At 70.9% G+C, this 24346-nt stretch carries 26 protein-coding genes, 1 tRNA gene and 1 riboswitch; of the genes, 23 read left to right on the top strand and 4 right to left on the bottom strand.

The window, feature by feature from the left end; translation table 11 throughout:
- The first annotated feature begins 14 nt into the window (after nucleotides 1-14).
- The 4 genes from shc to ACGFYU_RS28785 are packed head-to-tail and all read left to right on the top strand — an operon-like array spanning nucleotide 15 to nucleotide 5252.
- Nucleotides 15-2165, top strand: coding sequence for a squalene--hopene cyclase (gene shc, locus ACGFYU_RS28770; RefSeq protein ID WP_393830217.1), 2151 nt, complete (start codon nucleotides 15-17; stop codon nucleotides 2163-2165).
- Nucleotides 2165-2839: a 1-hydroxy-2-methyl-2-butenyl 4-diphosphate reductase gene (locus ACGFYU_RS28775; RefSeq protein ID WP_393830218.1), complete on the top strand. Its 675-nt coding sequence runs from the start codon at nucleotides 2165-2167 to the stop codon at nucleotides 2837-2839. The genes shc and ACGFYU_RS28775 overlap by 1 nt, the downstream gene beginning before the upstream one ends.
- A 5-nt stretch (nucleotides 2840-2844) precedes the next feature.
- Nucleotides 2845-3873 (top strand): adenosyl-hopene transferase HpnH, encoded by a 1029-nt coding sequence (gene hpnH / locus ACGFYU_RS28780; protein ID WP_393830219.1) that lies wholly within the window; start codon nucleotides 2845-2847, stop codon nucleotides 3871-3873.
- Entirely contained in the window at nucleotides 3870-5252 is a 1383-nt protein-coding gene (locus ACGFYU_RS28785) for an aspartate aminotransferase family protein (RefSeq protein ID WP_393830220.1), read from the top strand. Before hpnH ends, ACGFYU_RS28785 begins: the two co-directional genes overlap by 4 nt.
- 60 nt (nucleotides 5253-5312) lie before the next feature.
- Here the strand turns inward: ACGFYU_RS28785 and ACGFYU_RS28790 are convergent, their stop codons facing one another.
- Nucleotides 5313-6131 (bottom strand): tyrosine-protein phosphatase, encoded by an 819-nt coding sequence (locus ACGFYU_RS28790; RefSeq protein ID WP_393830221.1) that lies wholly within the window; start codon nucleotides 6129-6131, stop codon nucleotides 5313-5315.
- A gap of 310 nt (nucleotides 6132-6441) precedes the next feature.
- A riboswitch (cyclic di-AMP (ydaO/yuaA leader) is annotated at nucleotides 6442-6617 on the top strand.
- A 4-nt stretch (nucleotides 6618-6621) separates the two neighbouring features.
- Here ACGFYU_RS28790 and ACGFYU_RS28795 point away from each other — a divergent pair.
- The 4 genes from ACGFYU_RS28795 to ACGFYU_RS28810 all read left to right on the top strand — a co-directional run bounded on the left by ACGFYU_RS28795 (nucleotide 6622) and on the right by ACGFYU_RS28810 (nucleotide 10279).
- A complete protein-coding gene (locus tag ACGFYU_RS28795) occupies nucleotides 6622-7581 on the top strand; it encodes a peptidoglycan DD-metalloendopeptidase family protein (RefSeq protein WP_393830222.1) in 960 nt (319 codons plus the stop codon).
- Nucleotides 7582-7742: 161 nt separating this feature from the next.
- On the top strand, nucleotides 7743-8528 hold the full coding sequence (locus ACGFYU_RS28800; RefSeq protein ID WP_393830223.1) for an SGNH/GDSL hydrolase family protein: 786 nt from the start codon (nucleotides 7743-7745) through the stop codon (nucleotides 8526-8528).
- 109 nt (nucleotides 8529-8637) lie between these two features.
- Nucleotides 8638-9873, top strand: a complete 1236-nt coding sequence (locus ACGFYU_RS28805; RefSeq protein ID WP_393830224.1) for an MBL fold metallo-hydrolase — start codon at nucleotides 8638-8640, stop codon at nucleotides 9871-9873.
- A gap of 160 nt (nucleotides 9874-10033) precedes the next feature.
- Nucleotides 10034-10279, top strand: a complete 246-nt coding sequence (locus tag ACGFYU_RS28810; RefSeq protein ID WP_393830225.1) for a hypothetical protein — start codon at nucleotides 10034-10036, stop codon at nucleotides 10277-10279.
- 79 nt (nucleotides 10280-10358) lie between these two features.
- On the opposite strand, the gene ACGFYU_RS28815 is transcribed toward ACGFYU_RS28810, so the two are convergent.
- On the bottom strand, nucleotides 10359-10502 hold the full coding sequence (locus tag ACGFYU_RS28815) for a hypothetical protein (RefSeq protein WP_393830226.1): 144 nt from the start codon (nucleotides 10500-10502) through the stop codon (nucleotides 10359-10361).
- A gap of 198 nt (nucleotides 10503-10700) precedes the next feature.
- Between ACGFYU_RS28815 and ACGFYU_RS28820 the strand changes: the two genes are divergently transcribed.
- The 15 genes from ACGFYU_RS28820 to ACGFYU_RS28890 all read left to right on the top strand — a co-directional run bounded on the left by ACGFYU_RS28820 (nucleotide 10701) and on the right by ACGFYU_RS28890 (nucleotide 22210).
- Nucleotides 10701-12122, top strand: a complete 1422-nt coding sequence (locus ACGFYU_RS28820; protein WP_393830227.1) for an MFS transporter — start codon at nucleotides 10701-10703, stop codon at nucleotides 12120-12122.
- 11 nt (nucleotides 12123-12133) lie between these two features.
- Nucleotides 12134-12625, top strand: a complete 492-nt coding sequence (locus ACGFYU_RS28825) for a hypothetical protein (RefSeq protein ID WP_393830228.1) — start codon at nucleotides 12134-12136, stop codon at nucleotides 12623-12625.
- A gap of 358 nt (nucleotides 12626-12983) precedes the next feature.
- A complete protein-coding gene (locus ACGFYU_RS28830) occupies nucleotides 12984-13595 on the top strand; it encodes a flavodoxin-dependent (E)-4-hydroxy-3-methylbut-2-enyl-diphosphate synthase (RefSeq protein WP_393830229.1) in 612 nt (203 codons plus the stop codon).
- Nucleotides 13592-14656: a polyprenyl synthetase family protein gene (locus ACGFYU_RS28835; protein WP_393830230.1), complete on the top strand. Its 1065-nt coding sequence runs from the start codon at nucleotides 13592-13594 to the stop codon at nucleotides 14654-14656. Before ACGFYU_RS28830 ends, ACGFYU_RS28835 begins: the two co-directional genes overlap by 4 nt.
- Nucleotides 14653-16020 (top strand): cytochrome P450, encoded by a 1368-nt coding sequence (locus ACGFYU_RS28840; RefSeq protein ID WP_393830231.1) that lies wholly within the window; start codon nucleotides 14653-14655, stop codon nucleotides 16018-16020. Before ACGFYU_RS28835 ends, ACGFYU_RS28840 begins: the two co-directional genes overlap by 4 nt.
- 28 nt (nucleotides 16021-16048) lie before the next feature.
- The gene (locus ACGFYU_RS28845) at nucleotides 16049-17092 is read left to right on the top strand and encodes a hypothetical protein (protein ID WP_393830232.1); all 1044 of its coding nucleotides are present in this window, start codon (nucleotides 16049-16051) and stop codon (nucleotides 17090-17092) included.
- 2 nt (nucleotides 17093-17094) lie between these two features.
- On the top strand, nucleotides 17095-17241 hold the full coding sequence (locus ACGFYU_RS28850) for a hypothetical protein (protein WP_393830233.1): 147 nt from the start codon (nucleotides 17095-17097) through the stop codon (nucleotides 17239-17241).
- A gap of 22 nt (nucleotides 17242-17263) precedes the next feature.
- Entirely contained in the window at nucleotides 17264-17485 is a 222-nt protein-coding gene (locus tag ACGFYU_RS28855; RefSeq protein WP_393830234.1) for a hypothetical protein, read from the top strand.
- 241 nt (nucleotides 17486-17726) lie between these two features.
- Nucleotides 17727-19592 carry an ATP-binding protein gene (locus ACGFYU_RS28860; protein WP_393830235.1) on the top strand — a complete coding sequence of 622 codons (1866 nt, stop codon included), beginning with the start codon at nucleotides 17727-17729 and terminating at the stop codon, nucleotides 19590-19592.
- A 34-nt stretch (nucleotides 19593-19626) separates the two neighbouring features.
- On the top strand, nucleotides 19627-20058 hold the full coding sequence (locus tag ACGFYU_RS28865) for a roadblock/LC7 domain-containing protein (RefSeq protein ID WP_215020095.1): 432 nt from the start codon (nucleotides 19627-19629) through the stop codon (nucleotides 20056-20058).
- Nucleotides 20058-20471 (top strand): DUF742 domain-containing protein, encoded by a 414-nt coding sequence (locus tag ACGFYU_RS28870; RefSeq protein ID WP_393830236.1) that lies wholly within the window; start codon nucleotides 20058-20060, stop codon nucleotides 20469-20471. The genes ACGFYU_RS28865 and ACGFYU_RS28870 overlap by 1 nt, the downstream gene beginning before the upstream one ends.
- Nucleotides 20449-21054 carry an ATP/GTP-binding protein gene (locus tag ACGFYU_RS28875; protein ID WP_393830237.1) on the top strand — a complete coding sequence of 202 codons (606 nt, stop codon included), beginning with the start codon at nucleotides 20449-20451 and terminating at the stop codon, nucleotides 21052-21054. Before ACGFYU_RS28870 ends, ACGFYU_RS28875 begins: the two co-directional genes overlap by 23 nt.
- Nucleotides 21051-21596 (top strand): GAF domain-containing protein, encoded by a 546-nt coding sequence (locus tag ACGFYU_RS28880; protein ID WP_393830238.1) that lies wholly within the window; start codon nucleotides 21051-21053, stop codon nucleotides 21594-21596. The genes ACGFYU_RS28875 and ACGFYU_RS28880 overlap by 4 nt, the downstream gene beginning before the upstream one ends.
- 66 nt (nucleotides 21597-21662) lie before the next feature.
- Nucleotides 21663-22025, top strand: a complete 363-nt coding sequence (locus ACGFYU_RS28885) for an MmcQ/YjbR family DNA-binding protein (protein WP_393830239.1) — start codon at nucleotides 21663-21665, stop codon at nucleotides 22023-22025.
- A gap of 108 nt (nucleotides 22026-22133) precedes the next feature.
- Nucleotides 22134-22210 (top strand) — tRNA-Pro (locus ACGFYU_RS28890).
- Between the two features lie 28 nt (nucleotides 22211-22238).
- On the opposite strand, the gene xerC is transcribed toward ACGFYU_RS28890, so the two are convergent.
- Complete coding sequence (gene xerC / locus ACGFYU_RS28895) at nucleotides 22239-22859, bottom strand: tyrosine-type recombinase/integrase (protein WP_365919226.1); 621 nt, start codon at nucleotides 22857-22859, stop codon at nucleotides 22239-22241.
- Nucleotides 22741-23640 (bottom strand): site-specific integrase, encoded by a 900-nt coding sequence (locus ACGFYU_RS28900; protein ID WP_365919169.1) that lies wholly within the window; start codon nucleotides 23638-23640, stop codon nucleotides 22741-22743. Before ACGFYU_RS28900 ends, xerC begins: the two co-directional genes overlap by 119 nt.
- Nucleotides 23641-24346 lie beyond the last annotated feature (706 nt).

Here is a 24346-nt window from a genome sequence, read left to right on the forward strand (position 1 = left end):
ACGAAGGGGAAGCCATGACAGCGACGACCGACGGCAGCGCCGAGGGCGCTGGCGCTGGCAGCGAAACCGCCCAGGGGAGCGCCCCGCCGCCCGGCCGGACAGCCGAGCCGGGGCGCCCAGCCCGCACGCCCACCGGCCCGCGGGCCGAGCGCGGCGCGCGGCGCGCCGCGACGGCGCCCGACCCCGGCCGGGAGGCCGGATCGCCGGCCGGGTGCGACCCCGGCGCGCGGCGGGCTGCCGCGGACCTGCCCGAACCACCCGACGGCGACCCGCTGGACGGCGTTCAGGAGGCCGCCGCGCGCGCGACCCGGTACCTGTTGGAGCGGCAGGACGCCGCGGGGTGGTGGAAGGGCGACCTGGAGACCAACGTCACCATGGACGCCGAGGACCTGCTGCTGCGGCAGTTCCTCGGGATCCGCGACGAGGCCACCACGCGGGCCGCCGCCCTGTTCATCCGCGGGGAGCAGCGCGAAGACGGAACCTGGGCCACCTTCCACGGCGGGCCGCCCGAACTGTCCGCCACCATCGAGGCGTACGTGGCCCTGCGACTCGCCGGGGACGCCCCGGACGCCCCGCACATGGCCCGCGCGTCCGTCTGGATCCGGGCCAACGGCGGGATCGCCGCCGCCCGGGTCTTCACCCGGATCTGGCTGGCCCTCTTCGGCTGGTGGAGCTGGGACCACCTGCCCGAACTCCCGCCCGAGCTGGTCTTCCTGCCCTCCTGGGTGCCCCTGAACATCTACGACTTCGGCTGCTGGGCCCGGCAGACCATCGTCCCGCTCACCGTGGTGTCCGCGCTGCGCCCCGTCCGCCCGGCGCCCTTCGCCCTGGACGAGCTGCACACCGACGCCCGGGCCCCGTACCCCGCCAAACCGCTCGCGCCGATGGCCAGTTGGGACGGCGCCTTCCAGCGGATGGACAAGGCCCTGCACGTCTACCGCCGGTTCGCCCCGCGCAGGCTCCGCAAGGCCGCGATGGCCACCGCCGCCCGCTGGATCGTCGAACGCCAGGAGAACGACGGCTGCTGGGGCGGGATCCAGCCACCCGCCGTGTACTCCGTGATCGCCCTTCACCTGCTCGGCTACGACCTCGGGCATCCGGTCATGCGGGCCGGCCTGGAATCCCTGGACCGGTTCGCGGTGTGGCGCGAGGACGGCGCCCGCATGATCGAGGCCTGCCAGTCCCCGGTCTGGGACACCTGCCTCGCCGCGATCGCGCTCGCCGACGCGGGCCTGCGCCCCGACCACCCGGCGCTGGTCAAGGCCGCCGACTGGATGCTCGGCGAGGAGATCGTCCGCCGGGGGGACTGGGCGGTCCGGCGGCCCGGGCTCGCCCCCGGCGGCTGGGCGTTCGAGTTCCACAACGACACCTACCCCGACATCGACGACACCGCCGAGGTCGTCCTCGCCCTGCGCCGCATCAAGCACCCCGACCCGGCCCGGGTCGAGGCCGCCATCGCCCGGGGCGTCTCCTGGAACCTCGGCATGCAGTCGAAGAACGGCGCGTGGGCCGCCTTCGACGCCGACAACACCAGCCCCTTCCCGAACCGGCTGCCCTTCTGCGACTTCGGCGAGGTCATCGACCCGCCCTCGGCCGACGTCACCGCCCACGTGGTCGAGATGCTCGCCTTCGAAGGCCGGACCGGAGACGCCCGCACCCGCCGCGGCATCGCCTGGCTGCTCTCCGAACAGGAGCCGGACGGCGCCTGGTTCGGCCGCTGGGGCACCAACTACGTCTACGGCACGGGGTCGGTGGTGCCGGCCCTGACCGCAGCCGGCATCGCCCCCTCGCATCCCGCGATCCGGCGGGCCGTGCACTGGCTGGAAACCGTACAGAACGAGGACGGCGGGTGGGGCGAGGACCAGCGCTCCTACCAGGACCGCTCGTGGGCCGGGAAGGGCGCATCCACCGCCTCGCAGACCGCGTGGGCGCTGATGGCCCTGCTCTCGGCCGGCGAGCGGGACGGCAAGGCGGTCGAACGGGGCATCGACTACCTCGTTCGGACGCAAGGCCGGGACGGATCCTGGGACGAGCCCTGGTTCACCGGGACCGGCTTCCCCTGGGACTTCTCCATCAATTACCACCTGTACCGTCAGGTGTTCCCGCTCACCGCGCTCGGCCGCTACCTGTACGGGGAACCGTTCGCCTCCGCCGGGGAGTCCTGATGTCGGCCTCCAGAGGCGACAGAGCCGGGAACCCGGACCCGCTGCTGGTCGCCTGCGCCCTGCGCATCGAGCAGGCGGCCCTGCGCAGCGCGGCCCGCGGCGCACCGGAGGCGTACGGGCTCCTGCGCACCGGGATGGGCCCGCGCGCGGCCGAGCGGGCCGTCGGCCGGGCCCTGGAGCGGCCGGGGATGGACCGGGCCGCGGTCCTCGCCACCGGATTCTGCGCCGGGCTGGTCCCCGGCATGCACCCCGGCGACCTGGTCGTCGCCGAGGAGACCCGGGACCCGCACGGCACCGTCCCCTGCACCGGCACCGCCCTGCTCGCCGAGGCACTGGCCCGGGCCGCCCCCGGCCGCACCGTGCACCTCGGCGCACTGACCGGATCCGACCACGTCGTCCGCGGCCAGGAGGAGCGCGCCCAGCTGCGCGCCACCGGGGCCATCGCGGTCGACATGGAGTCCGCGGCCACGCTCTGGACCGCCACCCGCGGTTTTTGCCCCGCATCGGGTGGAGGACGTCCGGTTGCGGCCGTCCGGGTGATCGTGGACGCTCCGGAGCATGAGCTCGTCCGTATCGGCACGGTCCGCGGAGGAATATCGGCCTTCCGTGTCCTGCGTGCCGTACTGCCCGCGTTCTATGACTGGCACCGTTCTTTGCTGCTCCCCAGGAGGTGAGCCAGATGGCCATGCCGCTGCGCCAGACCATCAGGGTCGGGACCTATCTGCTCGAACAGAAGCTCCGCAAGCGTGAGAAGTTCCCGCTGATCGTCGAGCTGGAACCGCTCTACGCCTGCAACCTGGCCTGTGAGGGGTGCGGGAAGATCCAGCATCCGGCCGGGGTGCTCAAGCAGCGCATGCCGGTCGCCCAGGCGGTCGGCGCCGTGCTGGAGTCCGGTGCGCCCATGGTGTCCATCGCGGGCGGCGAGCCCTTGATGCACCCGCAGATCCACGAGATCGTGCGCCAGTTGGTGGCCAAGCGGAAGTATGTCTTCCTCTGCACCAACGCGATGCTCCTGCGCAAGAAGATCGAGAAATTCACCCCTTCCCCCTATTTCGCCTTCGCCGTGCACATCGACGGCCTGCGCGAACGCCACGACGAGTCGGTCGCCAAGGAAGGCGTCTTCGACGAGGCGGTCGCGGCCATCAAGGAGGCGAAGCGGCGCGGTTTCCGGGTGACCACCAACTCCACCTTCTTCAACACGGACACCCCACAGACCATCATCGAGGTACTCAACTACCTCAATGACGACCTCCAGGTGGACGAGATGATGATCTCGCCTGCCTACGCCTACGAAAAGGCCCCCGACCAGGAACACTTCCTCGGCGTCGAACAGACCCGGGAACTCTTCAAGAAGGCCTTCGCGGGCGGCAACCGGCGGCGCTGGCGGCTCAACCACTCGCCCCTCTTCCTCGACTTCCTGGAAGGAAAGGCCGATTTCCCCTGCACGGCCTGGGCCATTCCGAATTACTCCCTCTTCGGCTGGCAGCGCCCCTGCTATCTGATGAGCGACGGCTACGTGCCCACGTACCGGGAACTGATCGAGGACACCGACTGGAGCAAGTACGGCCGCGGCAAGGACCCGCGCTGCGCGAACTGCATGGCGCACTGCGGCTACGAGCCCACCGCCGTCCTCGCCACCATGGGCTCCCTCAAGGAATCCCTGCGCGCGGCCCGGGAGACCGTCTCCGGGAACCGGGACAAGCAGTGACCGGCTTCGACCTCCGCGCCCTGCTCGACAAGCGGGGCGCGGAACGCTACGAGCTGCACGCCAGGTACCTCAACCACCAGCTGCCCCGGATGCTCCACACCATCGGTTTCGACAAGGTCTACGAACGGGCCGAGGGCGCCCACTTCTGGGACGCCGAGGGCAACGACTACCTCGACATGCTCGCCGGTTTCGGAGTGATGGGCCTGGGCCGGCACCACCCGGTGGTCCGCCGCGCCCTGCACGACGTCCTCGACGCCCAGCTCGCCGACCTCACCCGCTTCGACTGCCAGCCGCTGCCCGGACTGCTGGCCGAGAAGCTGCTCCCGTACAGCCCGCACCTGGACCGGGTCTTCTTCGGCAACAGCGGCACCGAGGCGGTCGAGACCGCCCTGAAGTTCGCCCGGTACGCCACCGGGCGGCCCAGGATCCTCTACTGCGACCACGCCTTCCACGGGCTCACCACGGGCTCCCTGTCGGTCAACGGGGAAGGCGGTTTCCGGGACGGCTTCGCGCCCCTGCTCCCCGACACGAGGATCGCGCTCGGCGACCTCACCGCCCTGGAGCGGGAGCTGCGGCGCGGGGACGTGGCAGCCTTCGTCGTCGAACCGATCCAGGGCAAGGGCGTCCTCGCCGCCCCGCCCGGATTCCTGCCCGCCGCGCAGGAGCTGCTGCGCCGCCACAAGGCGCTGCTGATCGCGGACGAGGTGCAGACCGGCCTCGGACGTACCGGCGACTTCTACGCGTACCAGCACGAGCCGGGCGTGGAACCGGACCTGGTGTGCGTGGCCAAGGCCCTGTCGGGCGGCTACGTGCCGGTCGGCGCGACCCTGGGCAAGGACTGGATCTTCAAGAAGGTCTACTCGTCCATGGACCGGGTGCTCGTGCACTCCGCGAGCTTCGGCTCCAACGCGCAGGCGATGGCGGCCGGGCTGGCGGTGCTGTCCGTCATGGAGGACGAGGAGGTCGTGGCCAACGCCCGGGCGATGGGCGACCTGCTGCGCGGTCGGCTCGCGGCCCTGGTGGACGAGTACGAGCTGCTGCACGAGGTGCGGGGGCGCGGGCTGATGATCGGCATCGAGTTCGGCCGGCCGTCCTCGCTGGGGCTGCGCAGCCGCTGGACGATGCTCCAGGCCGCCCGCAAGGGACTCTTCGCCCAGATGGTCGTGGTGCCGCTGCTGCAGAAGCACCGCATCCTCACCCAGGTGTCCGGAGACCACCTGGAGGTCATCAAGCTCATTCCGCCGCTGATCGTGGACGAGCGGGACGTCGACCGGTTCGTCGGAGCCTTCCGCGAGGTCATGGACGAGGCGCACGGCGGCTCGGGGCTGATGTGGGACTTCGGCAGAACGCTGGTGAAGCAGGCCGTCGGCAACCGCTGACCGCCTCCCGCGGGGCACGACGGGCCGGAGGGGCGCTTCGGGCGCCCCTCCGGCCCGGGCTCAGTCGAGCAGCCGCTCGCGGAGTCGGTCGAGCGTCTCGGGGGCGAGCCCGAGCCCCCGCGACAGGTAGGCGTCCACTCCGCCCCAGGTCTCCTCCATGGTCTCGAAGGCCGCGACCAGGTACTCGGTGCGGGCGTCGAAGAGCGGTGCGAGCAGCTCCATCACCTCGGGGGAGCGGGCCTCGGCGGAATCGCTGCTGCGGCGCACCCGGTAGCGGTTGTGCGGGGCGTTCGACTCCAGGTAGTCCGCCACGATCGCCTCGCGCGAGACGCCGAGCGCGAGCAGGGTGACGGCGATGGACAGGCCCGCCCGGTCCTTGCCGGCCGCGCAGTGCAGCAGGGCCGGGACGCTGTCCTCGGCGAGGGCGTGCACCACCCGGCTGTGCTCCGCGGTGCGGTGCCTGATGATCCCGCGGTACGAGTTCGACATCCGGGCGGCGCCCTTGCCGTCGCCGAGCAGCGAGCGGAGCTGCTCCAGGTCGCCGTCGCGGACCATCTTCCAGAACTCCCGGCCGTCGGCCGGATCCGACAGCGGGATGTTGACGTTGCGCACGCCGGGCAGCGCGACGTCGGGCCCCTCCAGGGCGTGGTCGGCCGCGTTGCGGAAGTCGAAGACGGTGTGCAGGCCGAGCGAACCGAGGAACTCCGCATCGGTTTCGGTGGCATGTGCGAGATGTCCGCTTCGGAACAGTCGTCCCGACCTGACCCTTCGTCCGCCGGATGTCGGCAATCCGCCCACATCGCGGAAATTGCGCACTCCGGTCAGCTCCGGGTCGGGCTCCGGGCGCGCCGGCGGGGCCGGGGGTATCTGCTGGGTCAAGGAACTCCTCCGCTTCGTCGTAGGGTGTCCGAATTACACTACTTGGCGCCAACTTGCCGTGAGCGGAGGCGAGATCGGGCACGTCCCCGTGAGCCAGATCATACGGTGACCGTGAGTGCCTGATCGCTAAAGCCGAATCGCCGGGCCGGGGCGGTTGTTGGCGGTGGGGAATGGACGGAGGGTGACCGGAATTCCATTGATTCCCCATCCCTGTGATTCCGTCAGGAAATTCATGGCTTGTTAGGTGTGGCCGAACTCGATTACCTTCGCGATCGATCCGGGTGGACCGCCGAATCCTGCCGCCGCCCGGGAACCGCACCCGACTATTCACGCGCGCGGCAGGAGCGGGGGAACCAGGTAGGCCGCCGATCCGGATCTTTGGTTCCGGCCCGGCTAGGGGTGAAGCCGTACATGTTCCGCACATGAACGGCCGGACATCTCCAGTCCGAACCCGACAGCTCACCTCGCAGGCGCCGGAGAGGAATTCGCCATGCCTGCAAAGGGTAAGCACCGCCGCCCCAAGTCCCTTTCGATATCCCGCGGCTTCGCCGCCGCCGGCACCGGTGGCGCCGCCCTCGCGCTGCCGCTGCTGGGCGCCGCCGGCGCCCACGCGGCCGGCGCCCCGGCCACGGCCCCCGCGGTGGCCCCGGCCGTCGCCCCGGTCGCCGCCCCGCAGGTTCCGGCCGCGCTCCAGGCCGCGCCGACCGTGTACACGGTCGTCCCCGGCGACTGCCTCTCCGAGATCGCCGCCGAGCGCCACCTGTCCGGCGGCTGGGAGCAGCTGTACGCCGACAACCGCGAGGCCGTCGGCAGCGACCCCTCCCTCATCCACCCCGGCCTGAAGCTGACGCTGGGCGCCAAGGGCGAGGCCGCCCCGGCCGCCCAGTCCGCTCCGGCCGAGGCCCCCGCTCCGGCCGAGGCCTCCTCCGACGAGGCCTCCGGCGAGGAGCAGGACGCCCCCGCACCGGCCCCCGCCCAGCAGCCGAAGCAGGCGCAGAAGCCGAAGAGCACCGGCACCTCCACCGAGGCCAAGGCCCCGAGCGCCGCGGGCTTCGTGGCCCCGGTGGGCGGCGGGATCTCCACCCAGTACAAGACCCCCGGTGCCATGTGGTCCTCCGGCTACCACACCGGCGTGGACTTCATCGCCAGCTCCGGCACCACCGTCAAGGCCGTCGGCGCGGGCACCGTGGTCTCCGCCGGATGGGGCGGCTCGTACGGCAACGAGGTCGTCATCCGCCACGAGGACGGCAAGTACTCGCAGTACGGCCACCTGTCCTCGCTCTCCGTCTCGGTGGGCCAGAGCGTCACGGCCGGCCAGACCCTCGGCCTCTCCGGCTCCACGGGCAACTCCACCGGCCCGCACCTGCACTTCGAGATCCGCACGGGCCCGTCCTACGGCTCGGACATCGACCCGATCGCCTACCTCCGCTCCAAGGGCGTCACCATCTGACGGCACCCGCCGTCGGAGCACGGACACACGTCAGGCCGGGACCCGAGGGGGGTCCCGGCCTCACGTGTACTTATTCCTTATCCCCCGGGTGGTATAGATCACGGTCCGTCAACCCCTCATTACGTTGGCGTAGGTTGGTAACGGGAGTGAAGGATGGCGTCGTGGCAGCGACGACGACGACACTCAAGACCATCGGCTCGTACGCGGCGATCGGGGACAGCTTCACCGAAGGCGTGGGGGACCCGGGGCCGGGGGACTCCTATCTCGGCTGGGCCGACCGCCTCGCCGTGCTCCTGGCAGATCAGCGCGAAGAGCACGACTTCCGTTATGCGAACCTGGCCGTGCGCGGCCGGCTCCTCGACCAGATCGTGGCCGAGCAGGTCCCGCGGGCCAAGGAGCTCGCCCCGGACCTCGTGAGCTTCTGCGCGGGCGGCAACGACATCATCCGACCCGGCAGCGACCCCGACGACGTGGCGGAGCGGTTCGAAGCCGCCGTCGCCGACCTCACCGGGGCCGTCGGCCAGGTCATGATCACCACCGGCTTCGACACCCGGGGCGTGCCGGTCCTCAAGCACCTGCGGGGCAAGGTGGCGACGTACAGCGCGCACGTCCGCGCCATCGCCGACCGCTACGACTGCCCCGTGCTCGACCTCTGGTCGCTGAAGTCCGTACAGGACCGGCGGGCCTGGGACGCGGACCGGCTGCACCTGTCGCCCGAGGGGCACACGCGGGTCGCGCTGCGCGCCGCGCAGGTGCTCGGGCTGGAGGTGCCCACCGACCCCGATCAGCCGTGGCCGCCGCAGCGGCCGCGCGGCTCGGTGGACGTGACCCGGGACAACATCCAGTGGGCGCGCGAGCACCTGGTGCCGTGGATCGGCCGGCGCCTGCGCGGGGAGTCCTCCGGGGACCACGTCGAGGCGAAGCGGCCGGATCTGCTGCCGCTGTAGGCGGGGCGGGAGGGGAGCGGGGGCCGCAAGCGGAATCCTTGGGGGTACGTGTGCGTTGGGATGGTCGTAGACCGACGGCCATCCCGACCCCTTCCTCCCAGGAGGCGCCTTGACCGGCTCCAGTCCCCTGCGTCCTCGGCTGCGTGCCCTGCGGCCCGAAGCCTTCGGCGCGGACCCGTCCGGCGCCCGGCTCGAGCGGATCCGCCGCTCGCCGAACTTCGCCGACGGCGTCTTCCAGAACCCGGTCGGCGCCCGGACCCGCCCCTCCGGGTCGATGCGGGAGTTCGCCAAGATCTACTTCCACAAGGAACAGCGCCTGCGGCGCAGCCCCGGCGCGCCGATCCCCGTCTACCCGACCACCCTCGCGGAGCTGGCGAAGCCGCCCGCGAGCGGACTGCGGCTGACCTGGATGGGCCACTCCAGCGTGCTCGCGGAGATCGACGGGCGCCGGGTGCTCTTCGACCCCGTGTGGGGCGAGCGGTGCTCCCCCTTCCCCTTCGCCGGCCCCAAGCGGCTGCACCCCGTACCCGTGCCCCTGGCCTCGCTGGGGCCGGTCGACGTCGTGGTCATCTCGCACGACCACTACGACCACCTCGACCTCCCCACGATCAAGGCCCTGGCCGGTACGGACACGGTCTTCGCCGTCCCGCTGGGAGTCGGCGCGCACCTGGAGCGCTGGGGCGTGTCGGCCGACCGGCTGCGCGAGCTGGACTGGAACGAGGGCACCAAGGTCGCGGGCCTCTCGCTCACCGCGACCCCCGCCCGGCACTTCTGCGGACGCGGGCTGCGCAACCAGCAGCACACCCTGTGGGCCTCCTGGGCGGTCGCGGGCGATGAGCACCGGATCTTCCACAGCGGGGACACCGGATACTTCCCCGGCTTCAAGGAGATCGGCGCCGAGCACGGGCCCTTCGACGCGACGATGATCCAGATCGGCGCGTACTCGGAGTACTGGCCCAAGAACCACACGGACTATTCCCCTCTGCCCGGCGGCTGGCCGGACATCCACATGACCCCCCAGCAGGGCGTCCAAGCCCACCTTGACCTGCAAGGATCCAAGCCGCACGGTGTGATGCTCCCGATCCACTGGGGCACCTTCAACCTGTCCCTCCATGCCTGGGCGGAGCCGGGGGAGTGGACGGTGGACGCCGCGGAGGAGGCGGGCCAGCCGGTGGCGCTGCCGCGCCCGGGCGAGCCTTTCGAGCCCGCGGGAACGCTGCCTGTGGATCCCTGGTGGCGGCCGATCGCCCGTCCGATCGCGCACCCGTGGCGTCGCCCGAAGCTGGTGGAACCGGTGCCGAGTGAGCCCCTGGCTGGTGATCTGGACCTGGCGGGCGAGCGGTGACGCCGGATGCGGAGCTGAGGCAGGCAGCCCACGGTGGAGGGGCGCGTTGCCGAAGGTGAGGGTGCCGTCCAAGGCGACGATCGCGTAGCGGATGGGCTGTGGCTCCCCTGGGGAGTACGCCTTGTGGGCCTCGTGGATGGACGAGAGGAGTTCGCGGAGCTTGCGCTCGTTCTCGGGCATCTCGGGGGTGGGCCTGGCGGAGATGCTCAGGTACGACTCCGAGCGCCTTGAGTTCGGCGAACAGCGGGGCGAGGTCGGCGTCATCGTGGAGTCCGAGGATCTCCAGGAGCCGGGCCCGGGAGAGCGGCAAGGTGACGCTGATGGCGGCCGCGACGTAGAGGAGGCGGGCCAGCGGGCTGAGGTCGGGGTGAAGTGCGATGTCGGCGTTGATGCGGTGGATCGGTGAGCGGCGAGGCCCGGCCATTCTGTCCCCCTGCGGTGTATGGGGTTGGCTGTCGGCGGACGCATGGACCGGACGAACCGGCTCAGAAGCCGGGGCGCTCGTGGACGGTGCAGCCGGTGGCGGAGAAACAGGGCGGGTCCTCAATGGCGTCACGGTTCTGCTGGTAGACGTACTCCCAGCCGGCCGTGTCGTACGGAACGATGACGACCGGCTCGTCTGCTGCCATGCCCCTCTCGGCCGTGATGATGTACGGGAATTGGTGCCGGGCAGCGGTGACGCGCGGCCACCCGACCCGGCGCCCGCGGTACCTGGCGTTGCGATCTCTCCTGGGCTGGTGACGACGCGCGATGGACAAAGCCGCACAGGATCAGACCGCGCACCCTGCCCGGATGCGAGGGATTCCCTGCCGTGTCAGCCTTGAAAGATGGCTTCGCGCAGCACCGGAGAGCAGTTGGCGCCGGTCCGCTTCTCACGCAGCGAACGCGCGGTCATCGCGGCCGCAGCGCTTTCGATGTTCATCGTGCAGATGGACTGGTTCGCCCTCAATCTCATGCTGCCCGTCATCGGGCGAGAATTCGACACGTCCTCGACCGATCTGCAGTGGCTGGTCAGCGGCTACATGCTGGCGCTCGGAGCGCTGATGATCGTCGGCGGTCGCGCGGCCGATGTCCGGGGCCGGCGCCGCGTCCTCGTCACCGGCCTGGTGAGTTTCGCCGTGGTGTCGTCCGTGTGTGCCGCGGCGCAGAACCCGGGCTGGCTGATCACCGCCCGGGTGGTGCAGGGCGCCGCGGCAGCGCTGATTTTCCCCGTGGCCGTGGCGTTGGCGGCAGCATACTTCCCGGATGCCCGCCAAGGGCGGGCGGTGAGTACCGTACTCGCGTTCAGCGCGATCGGTACGGCTCTGGGGCCGTTTGTCGGTGGGGCCTTCGCCGAACACGTCACCTGGCGGGCGGTGTTCCTGCTCAACGTTCCGCTGTGCGCGGCGGCGGTGGTGTTGCTGCTGCGTTTCGTGTCGGAGACGCGGGACACCAGCGCCTCCCGCGGCCTGGACATAGCGGGTGTGGTGTCCGTCGCCGGGGGCCTGACCTGCATCATGCTGGGGGTCGACCAGGGACGCTCATGGGGCTGGGGTTCGGCGCCGACTCTCACCCTGCTGCTGGGGGGCGGGGCGCTGCTCGTACTCTTCGTGGCCGTGGAGAGGCGAGTACGGGAGCCGCTGATCGATCTGCAGCTCTTCCGTAACGCGCCGTTCGACGTCGTCACCTTCGCGGGGTCTCTTTCGAACGTCGTCTACGCCCTGATCGCGGTCCTGGTCGCGATGTATCTCCAGCAGGTGCGGGGGCTGTCCCCGTTGCTGGCGGGTGTGGTCTTCCTTGCCCTCTCCGGGGGGTCAGGACTGGCCAGTTACTGGGCTGGTCCCCTCGCCCAGCGGTGGCGGGCCGAGGCGCTGATGGCGGGCGGCATGCTCACCAGCGGGGCCGCCCTGCTGGCCCTGACCTGGGTGGAGCCGCTGGGCTGGTTCGCCGTGGTCTTCGCCGTGTGCGGGATCGGGGTCGGTCTCGGGTGGGCGCTGACCAATGTGGCCACGCAGTCGTACGTTCCCGAGAGGCGCCGCGGGGCCGCCTCCGGCGTGGTCCTGACCTCGCTCGTCCTGATGGGAGCCGTGGCTGTCACGGTGGCGGCCACCGTGCTGGAGGCCGCCAGCGGCTCCGCCGCCACGGCGGCTACCGACGGCCCCGCGATCGAAGCCGTACTGCGCGGGACCGCGGTGCTGGCGTTCCTCGGAGCGGCGGGTCTGCTGATGCTGCTGTGGTGGCAGCACGGCCGTCCGTCCGCGCCTTCCTGAAAGGAGTCCGGATGCCCGATTACGACGATGCCCTCGAGCCCGTCTTCATCGACACGGTCGAGCAGTACTTCACCTTGCTGCAGGCCCACGTCCCGGCGGAGGAGATGCTCACCGGCATCCTCACCGGGGACTTCGAGACCGGATTCGAGGGTGGGCACATGTGGCGAGGGGAGGAAGGACTGCGCGACTTCCTGCGGGAACGCTCGGTCTTCTTCGACGAGTCCCACGAGATCCTGCAGATTCTCGACATCCACCGGGAGGCGCCCGGATCCCTCACCGCAAGGACCCGGTTGCGCTTCTTCCTCCGCGGACGCGAAACCGGTGCTGCCAGAAGCCAGGAGTACACAGGAGAGGCGTTCCACCGCTGGCGTCTGCGCCGGCTCCCTCAGGACGGGCGCTGGTGCGTGGCAGCGCAGATCGTCGAGGGATTCGCGGCGCTCAACGCCCCGGCACAGCGGCTCTTCTCCGCTCCCGCGAAGGGCCTGCGGACAGAGAGCACATGACGGGCGTCTGCGGCACTCGCCCCGGTGTGGTGCGGTGAGCGCTACGGCTCCCAGATATCAGTACCGGATCAGACTCTCTGTGTGGCGGACGTGCCGGGCGGCGAAGTAGGCAGACGACGTGGAAGGGGCGCTCGACCGGCATCCACGGCACCGCATCGGCGTCAGTCGATGCCGACGTGCGCGGGTGCGTGAATTGTGCGCTTGTCGTACGTCAAAGTGCCCGTGCGCTCGGGTGCTTCAACCCACACCGGCACAGGGGCTTGCCGGACAGAGCGCAAAGGGTGACGTTTGTGCATAGCGCACGCGGGGCTCGCCGACGCCGGGCTGGGCCTCTCGCGGGGCGGGAAGGAGGTGTCCGGTGACCACGATCGATCCCGGCCCGCCCACCCTGCCCTCACTGCGGGTTCGGTCGCGGCGCCGTCTCACCAGCCAACTGCGCGTCGAATCGGTACCCGTGGGCGGCGGCGCATCCGTCAGGGTGCAGGCCAGTACCACCACCCTCACCGGCGACGCGGATGCCATCCTCCGCCAGCTCGCCAGGATCACTGCCACAGGCTGCGACATCGTCCGTGCCGCCGTCCCTTCCGCGGAGGACGCCGGCGCCCTGCCTGCCATGGTGGCGAAGTCGACGATGGCAGTGATTGCCGACTCGGAGATCTTCCCCTGTCTCGGCTGCGGCCGCCTCGGAGTTGGCATCCGCCCGTTCGCCAACCGGATCGATGCCGTGTTGGACGGCTTCCCTCACCCTCCGCGCATCGCAGTCATGGGCCGTGTCGCCAACAGCCCCGGAGAATCCCGCGAAGCCGACCTCGGCGTGTCCTGCTGCAACGGCAAAGGCCAGATCCACGGCCACGGCCAAGTCATCGAACACCTCCCCGAATCCAAGAGCGTCGACGTATCGCTCGACGAGGCCCGGTGCCTGACCGACCAGGACGAGGACGATTCAGCGAAGGCAGGTGGCCTCCGTTGACCGCCCTGCCAACGGAGAACGCCTCCATCGACCTGACCCGCATACGTGCCCAAGTCGACACGATCCTTGGCGAGTTCATCCAGGCCAAGACGCAGTACGCAGCGGTACGCGCATGGCCGGAAGAGATCACCGCCACCCTGGGCGACTTCCTGCTAGCCGGTGGCAAACGGCTGCGCCCAGTGCTGTGTGTGATCGGCTGGTACGCGGCCGGAGGCCCAAGCCCCGCCCCGGACCCAGTCCTGCGGGTTGCGGCCGCTTTGGAGATGTTCCATGCCTTCGCCCTCATCCACGACGACATCATGGACAACAGTTCCACTCGTCGCGGCAGACCGACTGCCCACCGCACCCTGGCGGACTGCCACTCCGGCCGCCCGGATGCCGCGCAACTGGGCATGCACAGTGCGATCCTTCTCGGCGATCTCGCCCTGGCCTGGTCCGACGAACTTCTCCATACCGCCGGCCTCGTCCCCGGCCAACTGGCCGCCACCTTCGACATCGTCGACACCATGCGCACCGAGCTGGTGTACGGCCAATACCTCGACCTCTGCGCCGCTGGACACCCGACAAACGACATCGAACGGTGCCGCAACATCATCCGCTACACCCTCCGCCACCCCCTGGCCATCGGCGCCACCCTCGGCGGCGCCAACACGACCACACTCAGCGCCCTGGACGCCTACGCCCACCCGGTCGGCGAGGCCTTCCAACTCGTCGACGACCTCCTTGGCGTCTACGGCAATCCCGAGCAGACCGGCAAATCCCACCTCGACGACCTGCGCGACGGCAAGCACACCCTGCTCGCAGCCCTCGCCATGCACCGCGCGACCCCAACCCAACTGCACACCCTGGCCACCCTTATCGGGAGCCCCCGCCTCACCGAAACCGGCGCCGCCCGCATCCGCGCCGTCCTGGACGCCACCGGCGCCCACGCAGAGGTCGAAGACCACATCCAAGCCTGCCGCCGACAGGCCGAACATGCCCTCGACCAGGCACCGTTCCCGCCTCCGGCCACCACGACGCTGCGCCACCTCGCCCACACCTGCACGGTGAGGACCCAATGAACACGCAGACCACCCGACAACCGTCGGACTCCATTCCTGTGGCGCCGGGGGCGCTCCCCGTTCTCGGGCATGCCCTGCCCTTGTTGCGTGATCCTCTGCGTTTCCTCACCCGCCTGCCCGCCCATGGCGATCTGGTCCGCATCGGTCTGGGTCCGGTCCCGGTCGTGGTGGTGTGCGACGCCGACCTGACGGATCACGTCCTACGCCACGACCGGATCTTCGACAAGGGCGGACCGTTCTTCGAGCGCGCCCGGGAAGTGCTCGGCAACGGCATGGGCACCTGCCCGTACTCCGTGCACCGCCGCCAGCGCCGACTGCTGCAACCGTCCTTCGCCCGCGAGCGCATGCCCGGCTATGCGGAGGTGATGACCCAGCAGATCTCCGCGCTCACCGACACGTGGCGCGACGGGCAGATCCTCGACGTCTACTCCGAGTTGCTGCGGCACACCTCGACCGTCACGACCACCACGCTGTTTTCCGACATGGTCGACGACACCACTGGGCGTCACGCGGGCGACGACGTCAACACCCTCACTGGCGGCATCTTCCGGCGAATGTTGATGCCACCGCCGCTGGACCGGCTGCCCACACCCGGTAACCGCGCCTTCGGCCACGCCCGAGCCCGCCTGCACGCCACGCTCGACGGGATCATCGCCGATCGCCGCCGCGACATCACCGACCGCGGCGACCTGCTCTCGGCGCTGCTGGCCGCCCGCGACACCGACGGTCGCGGTCTGAGCGACTCCGACATCGCGGACCAGATCATCACCTTCTTCGGCGCCGGCACCGAGACCACGGCAAGCGCCTTGGCGTGGGCGCTGTACCTGCTCGACCGGCACCCCCGCATCGCCGACCGGCTGCACCACGAGGTCGACACCGTCCTGGCCGGGCGCCCCGCCCGCCACGCCGACATGCCGCACCTGACGTTGACCGGCCGAATCATCACCGAAGTCATGCGGCTGTACCCGCCAGCCTGGCTTCTCACGCGCGTGGTCAGCGAAGACACCGAACTTGGTGGGCGCCATCTGCGCGCAGGCACCAACCTGGCCTACAGTGCCTACGCCCTCCATCGCCGTGGCGACCTCTACAGAGACCCCGACTGTTTCGATCCCGATCGATGGGACCCCGGCCGGGCGCAGCCGGCCCGCACCGCGCTCATCCCGTTCGGCGGCGGCGCCCGCAAATGCATCGGCGACGTTTTCGCCGTCACAGAGGCCACCCTCTCCCTGGCCACCATCTCCGCCCGATGGCACCTACGCACCTTCTCCGGCGGAAACGTCCGTCCCGCCAGGGCAGCCGTCCTGCACCCTCGCGGTCTGCACATGCGCGCTACCGCCCGCACCCAGAGACCGCGATCCCAGTGACTCCCGCCTTGACGCCGAGGAACCAGACATGAATACGCCGGACATGCGGTACACGATTCCTGCCGTCGACAGGGTACTTCCGGCAGCCTGGCACGCCGATACGCGTGAAATCATCGACGAAGTGCAGGACTGGCTGGGAAGCCTCACTGGATTCGGATCTGGCGACCACAGGATGATCACCGCCAAGGATGGCGTCCTGTGGGCGTGCGCCGCCTTTCCTGAGGCAAGTGTCGAACGACTGCTCGACGTGGGGCGAATTTCTGCAGGACTCTTCCTTTTCGATGACATCCACTATCACGACTCGTCACACAGGATCGAAACGATCGAGGGCCTGCCCTTGATCCTTGAAGGCGGGCAACCGGCCGCCGATCCGGAATTTCCAGCGCCGCTGCTTTTGGCTGATGCGTGGCAAGGGATGTCCGCCAGGATGACCGCACGGTTCAGAGGCAGGATCATCCTCGGCTTCGCCGAATACACGCACGGGCATCGCAGTGAGGTGGACGCGTTCCAGCGGAACTCGTACGGCGCCCTCACGCCAAGCGCTGGCGCCTATCAAGAACTGCGTACGCGTTCCATGGGCACGTCGCTGTGCATGATGCTGGCCGAATACTGCTCTGCGCTCGACGCAAGTGATGACATGCGCCGCCACCCGACCCTCTGTAGTATTCTTCGCGATCTGGTCTCTGACCACTTCCTGGCAGCCAATGGCCTGTACTCATATGGCAAAGAATATGCTCATGGGGATCACGAGAACAATTTCGTGCACAAGTACATGCTCATGGGGCTGAGTCGCCAGCAGGGAATTAATCTGACCGCTTCTACAGTCGAAGATGCGGAACGGCGGCTAGCCGAATTCGGCTGCTGGATCGGCGAGGAGTTCGGTGCTGGAAGCCGCATGGCGGAGTACGTTCGCATTTGCCAGTTCATGTGCTCGGGAAGCATCGATTATTCCATGGTCGCGGCCCGGTACCATGGGCCGAACGTACCCAGAGTGGATGCAGGCCCAGGTTATGCCGCACCCAGCGCGTCCTGGACGGTAAATCTCCACGATCATCCATCCCGTCAGGCGTAGCCGTGGCTCGTCACGACCCGCGTACCGGCGTGGTGGGATGGAAGACGCCGATGAGTGGCATCGGCGTGCTCCGCGAGCGCTTCAGACTGTTTGACCTTGACCTCTTCAGCGGCTTCGCGATGCCGATCACTCGGGTGATCTTTGAGTAACGGGTTGTGACCCGACATCCACATGACGCCCGAGGAGGGCATGCGCGCCCACCTCGACCTCCAGGTCGCCCTGCCGATCCCGGGCCAGCCGTTCGAGCCGGGCACCGCGGACGCCCCGGCGAGCCCGTGGTGGCGCCCGTTCGTGGCCGGCCCCCCGACCCCGCCGCCGGCGCCCCCGCGCCCGATCGCCGCGGAACACCCCCGCCCGGTCATCCGAGAGGAGGCGGAGGCCGTCGGCTCGTAGCCCGAGGGCGCCGACGCCGTCCGAGGAGGTGCCCCGGCGCGCGCCCGGCGCCGCCGGAACCGCCCGTGATCCGCCGAGCACGCCGCAGGCGACCCGGCGGATTCGGGCGCCCGTACGAGCGCTCCACCGGGAGCGGGAAGCAGCCCCGCGAACTTCCCCAACTGGCAGTCCGGGGCGGGACGGTGCGGTCTAGCGTGGGTACCCGGTGATCAACACCGGGCCCCACGTACCGAGGACGCCGATGTCCGGACTCCGCGCCGCCCGCCACGCCCCGACGAGGCACACCTCGTCGAGACACGCCGTCACCGGTCCGGGCCGGCAGATACGCCCCCAGCTGCTCCGCGCCGGCGTACTGCCCACGCTCGCCGCCGGGCTCAGCGGCGCCGCCGCGGTCATCTTCACCCTCCAGCTCGGCGGCGGAGCGGGCGAGCGGGACGCCCGGCTCTGGCCGGTCCTCACCGGCTGCGCGCTCCTCGTCGTCGGCGCCCTCGCGGCGGCCCTCCTCGGAGCCCAGCGCTCGGCCAAGGCCGTCCGGGACCGGTGCGAGGCGCTGCGCCGCTCCAGCGTGCGCGGCCGCCAGGAGCTGCGCACCGCCGCCGACCGGCTGGAGCGGGGCGAGACCCCGCCCCGCCCGGTGCGCGGCGGCCCCGGCGCGCCGCCGCTCGGGGCGGATCCGGCCGGGGTGGACGAGTTCTGGCTGCTCTCGCAGGAGCTGCGCGGCGCCCGCGAACAGGCCCACGCCACCCTCGTACGGCTGGCGGGTCCGGCCGCCCCCTCCGACAGCGAGCGCAAGGTCGAGGTCTTCGTCAACCTCGCGCGCCGGCTGCAATCCCTCGTCCACCGGGAGATCTCGCTCCTGGACGATCTGGAGGACACGGTCGAGGACCCGGACCTGCTCAAGGAGCTCTTCCACGTCGACCACCTCGCCACCCGCATCCGCCGCCACGCCGAGAACCTCGCGGTGCTCGGCGGCGCCGCCTCCCGCCGCCAGTGGACCCGGCCCATCGACCTCAGCGAGGTCCTCCGCTCCTCGGTGGCGGAGGTGGAGCAGTACACGCGGGTCAAGGTCGTGCCCCCGGCGGGCGGCAGCGTGCGCGGACACGCCGTGGCCGACGTGGTGCACCTGCTGGCCGAACTGGTGGAGAACGCCACCGTGTTCTCCGCCCCCGACACGGACGTGGTGCTGCGCGCCGAACGGGTCACCGCGGGCATCGCGGTCGAGGTGGAGGACCGCGGGCTGGGCATGCCGCCCGAGGAACAGCACCGGATGAACGCCCTGCTCGGCGACCCCGACCAGATCAGCGTCCGGCACCTGCTGGCCGACGGGCGGATCGGCCTGTTCGTGGTTTCGGCGCTGGCGCGGCGGCACGGGATCGCCGTCGAGCTCAAGTCCAACATCTACGGCGGCGTCCTCGCCGTGCTGGTGCTCCCGCAGGAGCTGCTGGGCGCGGAGGCCCCGAGCGGCGCCGACGCGGCGGGCGGCTCCCGGGCCACGTCCTGGGGCACCGGCCAGGGCGGCACGCCGCTGCCGCCGCTGGAGCCCGTACCGCACCCGCTGCGGGAGCCCGCCGCGGAGACCTGGCCGGCCCCGGCCCCGGCCCCGGCCCCGGCTTCCGGGCCGGTCGCCGGGCCGGGGCCCGACCGCCGCTCCGCGTCCACGGCCGAGCCGGTGCCGGGTGGCGCGGCACGGGCCGGGAACCCGTACGGGGTCCGGGCGCAGGCCCCGGCCCCGACCCCGGAGCCGGTCGCTCCCGCACCCGCGAATCCGCCCCCACCGGCGCCCGGCCGGCACGCCGGTCCGGAGGCCGGTCCCGGGCCCGCGGCCGTGGCGCTGCCCGGGCAGGCGGCCGGGCCCGCGGCCGAGCGGTACGGGGCGCGGCCCGAGTCCCCGTACCCCGCGCCCGAGGCGGCGCCGCCGGCCGCGACCCCGAGCGGGACCAGGCCGCCGCTGCCCAAGCGGCGGGCGCAGACCCACCTCGCACCGCAGCTGCGCGAGGCCCCCGCACCCCGGCGCTCCCCGGACATGGAGCAACCCGTGCACGACCCGGGCCTGATGGCCGCCTTCCAGCGGGGCTTCGGCCTCGCGCAGTCGGAGAACCAGGTATGACCCCGACCCCCCACCTCAGCAAGGAGCGCACCCCATGAGCGGCGAAGTGGCGACGAAGACCGGCAGTCGGCTCTCGGATCTCGACTGGCTGCTCAGCGGCCTGGTGCAGCGCGTGCCGTACACCCGCAGCGCCGTACTCCTCACCGCCGACGGCCTCGTGACCTGCGTGCACGGTCTCGACCCGGACAGCGCCGACCACATGGCGGCGCTGGCCTCCGGCCTGTACTCGCTGGGCCGCAGCGCCGGCTCCCGCTTCGGCGACGGAGCCGAGGTGCGGCAGGTCGTCGTCGAGCTCGACACCGCGCTCGTCTTCGTCTCCGCCGCCGGATCCGGCACCTGCCTGGCCGTGCTCGCCGACCGCGAGGCCGACGCCGGGGTGCTCGGCTACGAGATGGCGATGCTGGTCAAGAGCGTCCGACCGTACCTGGCGGCCCCGCCCCGGCGGCCCGCCGCCGACCCGGAGTGATGCGGACCCGCGCGACGGGGGCGTACCCGAGGGGCCGGGACACACCCTGGCTCGACGACTCGGCCGGCCGGGTGATGCGCCCGTACACCGCCAGCGGCGGGCGGACCCGGCCCGGCGTCGCCCTCGATCTGCTCTCCCTGATGACGGCGACCGGCGTACGCCCGCGCGTGCCGCTGGGGGCGGAACACACCCTCGCGCTCCGGCTGTGCGCCGGCGCCGCGGCGGTCACCGTCGCCGAGGTGGCCGGACAGCTGCGCCTGCCCGCCGTGGTGGTGAAGGTGCTGCTGTCCGATCTGATGGAACACGGGGCCGTCATGGCGCAGGCGCCGCGGTTCCCGGGCGGCGGCTCGTTCGCCGCCGACGACCAGTCCCTGCTCCAGGCGGTGCTCGATGGCCTACGCAAACGACTGTGACGCCCCCGCGGCTCCCGCGACCCTGAAGATCCTGGTGGCGGGGGGCTTCGGGGCGGGCAAGACCACCTTCGTGGGCGCGGTGAGCGAGATCGACCCGCTGAGCACGGAGGAGCTGCTGAGCGACATCGGCGAGGCCGCCGACCCGCTCGACGGCATCGAGGCGAAGACCACGACGACCGTCGCGCTGGACTTCGGCCGGATCACGCTCGACCGGCGCAACGTGCTCTACCTCTTCGGCACGCCCGGGCAGCACCGCTTCTGGTTCCTGTGGGAGGAACTGTGCGCGGGCGCGCTCGGGGCGGTGGTCCTCGCCGACACCCGCCGCCTGGCCGACTGCTTCCCCGCCGTGGACTTCTTCGAGCGGCGCGGCATCGGCTTCATCGTCGCCGTCAACGAGTTCGACGACGGTCACCGCTACCCGCCCGAGGAGGTCCGCGAAGCGATGGGGCTCGGGCCCGAGGTGCCCGTCGTACGGTGCGACGCGCGCCTGGCCAGCTCGGGAACGGGGGCGCTGGCCGCCCTCGTCCGCCACCTCCTGTGCATGTCCGCATCCATAGCCAGTCCTCCGGGGGAACCGTCATGACGTACTACGAATCGACCGGACACCTGCTGCTCACGCCCGTGGACCGGGAGGCGCCGGCCCGCGTCGTCCGGCTGCGCGAACTCGGCCTGGGGGAGCGGGTGGACACCGAACTCGACGCCTTCGCCCGGCGCGTCGCGGACGAGCTGGCCGCGCCGTACGCGGGGGTCAACTTCATCGGCGAGGAACGGCAGTTCTTCGCCGGCCTGCACCACGCGGCCGACGCCCCGGCCAGTGGCTACCCGGCCCGGGTGCTGGCCCGCGACCACGGCTGGTGCCCGCACGTGGTGGTGCGCCGCCGGGCACTGGTGCTGGAGGACGTACGGGACTTCGCGCGCTTCGCGGGCAACGCGGTGGTGGACGAGAGCGGGGCGCGCTCGTACGTGGGCGCGCCGCTCACGGACCGGCGCGGGATCGTCCTGGGCACGGTGTGCGCGGTGGACGTGGTGCCGCGCCGGTGGGGGACGGCGGGACTCGCCACCGTCAAGGCACTGGCGGCGGAGCTGGTGGCCCTGCTCCACGAGCGGGAGGACCGGCGGGGCTGAGATTGTCGGTGGCGGGGTCTACGGTCGACTGGAGAGGTTCACCGCCGGCCGAAGAGGAGTCGCGGGATGGCCGCAACCGCACAGGACGTCCGCACGATCGCGCTGTCGCTCCCGGACAGCAGCGAAAAGCTCGCCTGGGGCATGCCCACCTTCCGGGTCGGCGGGAAGATCTTCGTCGCCCTTTCCGACGACGACACCTCGATCGGAGTGAAATGTCCGAAGGAGGACCGGGCCGAGCTGATCGCCGCCGAGCCGGAGAAGTTCTTCCTGCGCGAGGGCCACGACGACAACTACGCCTGGCTCCGGGTCCGCCTGGCCGCCGTCCAGGACGAGGCCGAGCTGCGCGCGATCCTGATTGACTCCTGGCTCCAGGCGGCCCCGAAACGCCTGGCCGCCGCCCACCCCGAGCTGGCCCCGAACCGGGCCTGAGCTGCCGCCTCCCGGAGCGGTGACGGAAAGGTGCGCGCGACCACCCTGGGAAGTGCGGTATTGTTCTCCTGCGCGTTCAACCAGGGGAAACCCCAGGTCAGCGGGCATCGGGACGTGGCGCAGCTTGGTAGCGCACTTGACTGGGGGTCAAGGGGTCGCAGGTTCAAATCCTGTCGTCCCGACCAGCGTTTACGCAGGTCGGAGGCCGTTCTCTCATCCATGGGAGGGCGGCCTTTGGTGTGTCCGGGGCCATGGTGGTCGCAATGTGGTCGCACGTCCAGTCCGTGGCCGGTCGGCCGTGGCGCTGAAGGCCGGCGGCGCGGGGGAGCGGAGCCGCCGGAAGGTCTCGCGGAGCCGGTGGATGTGGTCGCGTGGTGGTCGCAGCCACGTCGCACGGCCCGTTTGGCGGTTGGCCTTCTCGGCTCCGGTGAGGGTGCGGTCGATGGTGTCGACGGCTTCTCGGGCCGCCTGCCGGGTGAGGTGGCTGTAGATGTTGGCGGTGGTCGACAGGGTGGAGTGCCGCAGGGTCTTGGAGACGACGGTCAGCGGCACGCCAGCGGCGATGGTGATGGTGGCGGCCAGGTGGCGCAGGTCGTGGACCGTGATCCGGGGGACCCCGGCTTCGGCGGAGAGCCGGCGGAGCCGGTCGAGAACCTGGTGTGGTCCGAGCGGTCGGCCGTCGGGTCGGCAGAAGACGAGTCCGGCGAACGGATCGTCAGGGTCGCCGCGTGTTCGGGGCATCGTTAGTGCACGGTGCCGTAGGGCGGCGTCGACGCGGGGTGAGATGGCGACCCAGCCGCGGCTGGCCCGGGTCTTCGGCGTGGTGATGACCAGGCGGTTGTTGTCGATCGCGGAGAGGGTGCAGCGCAACGTAGAGGACGCCTTCCGTCAGGTGGACATCGTTCCAGTGGAGTCCGAGGGCTTCGCCCTTGCGCATGCCGGTGCCGATGAGGAACTCGAACAGGTCAGCCATCTCGGGGTCGGCCCGGTGGCAGTACGCGAGGAAGCGGGCGGCCTCCTCCGCCGTCCAGATCCGTCGTTCCGGCACCGGCGGTCGCCGTAGGACGGGTGGACTGGCCGGGTTGTGGGGGAGGCGGTGTTGGCGGACTGCGTCGCTGAGGGCGCTGGAGAGGGTGGCCAGGCAGCGGTAGAGGGTGGTCTCGCCGCGGCCGGCGGAGAGCTGGCAGGTGACGTAGGCCGAGATGTGCCGGTGCGCGAGCTGGTCGAGCTTGAGGGTGCCGAAGGCCGGAATGAGGTCGTTGCGGACATAGTCGCGGTAGCGGGCCATCGTGGTCGGCTTCAGCACAAGGGCCTTCGCGGCCAGCCAGGCGTTCAGGTAGGCGGCGACGGTCTGGTTCGGGTCCGCGTTGTATCCGCCGGCCTCGCCCTCAAGGAATCGGCCCAGGGCCTGCTCGGCGCTGTCCTGGCTGGGGAAGCCGCCCCGGCGCACGGTGATGCGGCGGTGATCCGGGGTGGGGACGTCGACGGCGAAGCTGCAGGTGCCGTGCTTGCTGTCAGTGACCAGGTGAGGACAACGAGCACCGAGCTGGTGCCGGTGGGTGTCCCTGCAGCCGCAGCGGCGGTAGATCCGGCCGCGGCCGACGCTGGTGAGCATGGGGATCGCCTCCAGATAGCGGAGGGGAGCGGGTGGGTGCTTCCAGCCTGCGACCACAGGCGACCACCACGCCCAGTGGAGGCGCCGTGAACAGCGCGTTTCCCTTGTCTGAGCGCCAAGGGGCCTATCCGGGAGCGTGGCAGCAGATCCTTCGTCTCCTGGTGGTATAGCAGCTGCACCCGTGCTGACCAGGCCAAATGTTAGTTGGCGTGGCCATATGGTGGGGGTTGGTCCGGACATGGTCCGGATCTTGGTGTGGCGGTGTCGGCTCAGGTGATGCTTCGGCTGCAGTGGGAGTGAGTGCCGTCAGGCTCGCACCAGGCAGGGATGCCTCATTGACGTGCTGTTGCGAGGCGGCGGGCAAGGGCCTCGCAACGTCTCCCCGGCTTGGGGTCCACGAACGAGTGCGCCCCGGCGCGCAGTGCGTTGGGGGCGGGCCGGTGGGTGTGTGCGGAGAGTCGTCGGCGTGGGCGAAGGCGGATCCGGGTCGGCCTCAGGCGGGGATGGCGTCGCTGGCCCGCGAAGACTGGATGAAGGGGTCGCGATGGTAAGGGAAGGGTTCGTTGACCTGCTGTTTTCTGTGGATCTAGGCTGCGTTCGGTGCTGGCGCCGTGCCTGTGGTGAACATCGGCGGCAGTCGTTGTGCAGCTGGTTGCTACGACCTTCTCGGTAGGTTCGTCCGAGGTGTGTGATCCGTTGCTGAAGC

Source organism: Streptomyces sp. NPDC048337, assembly GCF_043201175.1.
In the GTDB taxonomy this organism is placed as follows: Bacteria; Actinomycetota; Actinomycetes; order Streptomycetales; family Streptomycetaceae; genus Streptomyces.

What these genes read in the sequence shown, in the direction of transcription:
- ACGFYU_RS28885 (WP_393830239.1), top strand. Translation starts at nt 21,663, where the DNA reads ATGGCCGCAACCGCACAGGACGTCCGCACGATCGCGCTGTCGCTCCCG.
- ACGFYU_RS28860 (WP_393830235.1), top strand. Translation starts at nt 17,727, where the DNA reads ATGTCCGGACTCCGCGCCGCCCGCCACGCCCCGACGAGGCACACCTCG.
- hpnH (WP_393830219.1), top strand. Translation starts at nt 2,845, where the DNA reads ATGGCCATGCCGCTGCGCCAGACCATCAGGGTCGGGACCTATCTGCTC.
- ACGFYU_RS28845 (WP_393830232.1), top strand. Translation starts at nt 16,049, where the DNA reads ATGAATACGCCGGACATGCGGTACACGATTCCTGCCGTCGACAGGGTA.
- shc (WP_393830217.1), top strand. Translation starts at nt 15, where the DNA reads ATGACAGCGACGACCGACGGCAGCGCCGAGGGCGCTGGCGCTGGCAGC.
- ACGFYU_RS28875 (WP_393830237.1), top strand. Translation starts at nt 20,449, where the DNA reads ATGGCCTACGCAAACGACTGTGACGCCCCCGCGGCTCCCGCGACCCTG.
- ACGFYU_RS28870 (WP_393830236.1), top strand. Translation starts at nt 20,058, where the DNA reads ATGCGGACCCGCGCGACGGGGGCGTACCCGAGGGGCCGGGACACACCC.
- ACGFYU_RS28825 (WP_393830228.1), top strand. Translation starts at nt 12,134, where the DNA reads ATGCCCGATTACGACGATGCCCTCGAGCCCGTCTTCATCGACACGGTC.
- ACGFYU_RS28775 (WP_393830218.1), top strand. Translation starts at nt 2,165, where the DNA reads ATGTCGGCCTCCAGAGGCGACAGAGCCGGGAACCCGGACCCGCTGCTG.
- ACGFYU_RS28840 (WP_393830231.1), top strand. Translation starts at nt 14,653, where the DNA reads ATGAACACGCAGACCACCCGACAACCGTCGGACTCCATTCCTGTGGCG.
- ACGFYU_RS28815 (WP_393830226.1), bottom strand. Translation starts at nt 10,502, where the DNA reads ATGGCAGCAGACGAGCCGGTCGTCATCGTTCCGTACGACACGGCCGGC.
- ACGFYU_RS28795 (WP_393830222.1), top strand. Translation starts at nt 6,622, where the DNA reads ATGCCTGCAAAGGGTAAGCACCGCCGCCCCAAGTCCCTTTCGATATCC.
- ACGFYU_RS28900 (WP_365919169.1), bottom strand. Translation starts at nt 23,640, where the DNA reads ATGCTCACCAGCGTCGGCCGCGGCCGGATCTACCGCCGCTGCGGCTGC.
- ACGFYU_RS28880 (WP_393830238.1), top strand. Translation starts at nt 21,051, where the DNA reads ATGACGTACTACGAATCGACCGGACACCTGCTGCTCACGCCCGTGGAC.
- ACGFYU_RS28855 (WP_393830234.1), top strand. Translation starts at nt 17,264, where the DNA reads ATGACGCCCGAGGAGGGCATGCGCGCCCACCTCGACCTCCAGGTCGCC.
- ACGFYU_RS28865 (WP_215020095.1), top strand. Translation starts at nt 19,627, where the DNA reads ATGAGCGGCGAAGTGGCGACGAAGACCGGCAGTCGGCTCTCGGATCTC.
- ACGFYU_RS28820 (WP_393830227.1), top strand. Translation starts at nt 10,701, where the DNA reads ATGGCTTCGCGCAGCACCGGAGAGCAGTTGGCGCCGGTCCGCTTCTCA.